The organism is Nocardia sp. NPDC004722, assembly GCF_053601505.1.
Genome location: NZ_JBSGBY010000950.1, coordinates 1 through 2,102, shown reverse-complemented (window position 1 = coordinate 2,102; position 2,102 = coordinate 1). Strand labels below are relative to the sequence as shown.

Below are 2,102 nucleotides of genomic sequence, written 5' to 3'. Positions count from 1 at the left end.
GCTATCACGGATTCGGGCTGAAGTAGCTGAGTGAAGCGGCCGAATGATAGCGATAGTGCGAGCTTATGCAGCAGATCCTCGAAAGACGAGCGGTCGTGAACGGATATGCCGGAAATCTTTAGAGTAAGTTCAGGAGACGGCAAACCGTCAAGATATTCGCCCATCGATCGCGGTCTACTTTTGTGGACGGCCAAGAGCAAGTCGCTTGCGGGCGAGATCTCCATAGTCAGGCCTGATGAGGTATCGGATGCAGTTAAAGTGATTGGCTCTGCTCTCAATATCCTCCGGCCATTGTCCCGCAATGGTTTCGGTAAGGCGTTATAGTATCCGTCCTGGCTGGGCGAGAAGCGGCTATCCTCGATTAAGATTTCGGCCCTGCCAGAATCAATCCATGCAAGTCCGGCGAACTGCGATAACAGGGAAACGTCAGTGTCGAGTTCGGAGGTAATATTATCTATCGCAAAAGAGTTTCGCGCTGGAATGAGAATATCGAAATCTACACTTCCGTTGCTGAGTGTAAGCGAAAATTTGAGTCCCGACCACCTGTTTGGACTTTCTGTACTGTTATCCTTGAGCCTAAGTCCAAGCTGACTGCAACGTTCAACAAGCGTACTCCTTGCCGCCTCCAGCTCCTCTTTGGACCTGCCGGGCTCGGGCGCCAAAAGAGACTGTGCGCGCGTAGGACGTTTCGGAGGCTTCCGATTCGGCTTCGGCTGATCAGCGTCGTTCTGTTCGCCGGGAGTCTGCTGGTCTTTCACATCCACCTCGATCCTGATGTTGTCCGTCGTCGAAGTCCTAAGTGTGACAGTAGGTCTCGTGGAAGTGCTACATCTTTTGCCGGTGAAGCCAGACCGTCCCACCACATACTGATCACCTCGGTGCCGCGTTGGCTGATGCCCTACGTGGTGAACAGCCCTCCGCATCGTCCGCAGGAGATGAGGCCAGCCTCGTATGCACTACGAGAAGCTCGAATCTTTCGACCACAATCACATTCTGCGGTCAAACCGTTGTTGTTGGACCTGCGCCCATCTCGTCGGCCCGGTTCTTGACGGCGGTAGGCCACCAACGCAAATGTAAGCTCCTCTAGCTCGTCGCGGAACACCTCGCGGGTCTGTTCCGGCACGGTGGTGATCGACCACCCGATCTTGTCGTGATGCTCCAGAGTGAGCCCAAGTTCCTCGCCGAGGGTACGGAATCGCTCGTTGTGCCAACGGCCTTGGCGGCTGGTGTCCTTGATCCCGCGCGTGACAGCGACGCCGTGAGCGGCCTCGTGGAGCAAAGTACCGAGTACACCAGCCGCCCCACGCTGAAGCCCTTCCCCGCCGACGAAAAGTTCATGGAGTTCGTACTCACCGCGGATCCAGCGGTTCGGCGCGAAGTGCCCAAGAGTCATTTCGCTGGTACCGGTTGATCCGGCTCCCACGGTCAGAACGACGTTGGGGACGTCGGGGTGCCGGGCTCGGATTGCAGCCCAAGTGTTTTCAAGAGCGGTGACGAGTAGGCCGGTGATGGTGTCGGAGTCGGTCATGATCTCCGGGTCCTTCCGAAGACGTTGACACGTACGTGTCAACCGGTCCGTGAACACAGTTCGGGTTCGGGACCGGGTTTTGACACGTACGTGTCAATGGGTTTGGGAGCCTCGGAGAACGTGGATTCCCTGGGCGCGCGCCGCGTCCGCCGAGGGCAGGCCCCGCGGCCTGCCCCTCCTGCCCGCACAGGGCGTCCAGGAGGCTCACGCTCAAGGAGCGAATTTCCCTCACCCGACCGACACCCGAATCACCTGACCGCACAGGAAATTCGCGACTTGACGGGAGATTGGACGCCCTTATCATGCGGCGCGCGCCCAGGGAATCCACCAACCTGTTCGGGCACACCGGGATCGTGCCCATCACCGGACCCGAGTCCGCCACTGTTCCCACCGGACCGGACCACTCGTGCCGCCGCGCTCACACCGAACGTCACCATATTGCCGGGCGCTACCGCCCGCCCGGCCGCCGGTTATGCACCCTCGTTACCCATCGCTACCTTGCACCGGACTTCACCGATTCTCACTCAACGTTACTTACTTCTCTCTCTTACTCAATTTTCTTGTTACTCATAAC

2 protein-coding genes are annotated in these 2,102 nt (G+C 58.2%); both read right to left on the bottom strand.

Features of this window, described 5'->3' with window-relative positions; genetic code table 11:
• A partial coding sequence (locus ACWELQ_RS44465; protein ID WP_452402980.1) for a hypothetical protein occupies window positions 1-764 on the bottom strand: 764 nt, incomplete at its 3' end.
• Between the two features lie 134 nt (window positions 765-898).
• Complete coding sequence (locus ACWELQ_RS44460; RefSeq protein WP_452402979.1) at window positions 899-1,528, bottom strand: hypothetical protein; 630 nt, start codon at window positions 1,526-1,528, stop codon at window positions 899-901.
• Window positions 1,529-2,102 lie beyond the last annotated feature (574 nt).

Coding starts and splice junctions, on each gene's coding strand:
- ACWELQ_RS44460 (WP_452402979.1), bottom strand. CDS start 1,528: ATGACCGACTCCGACACCATCACCGGCCTACTCGTCACCGCTCTTGAA.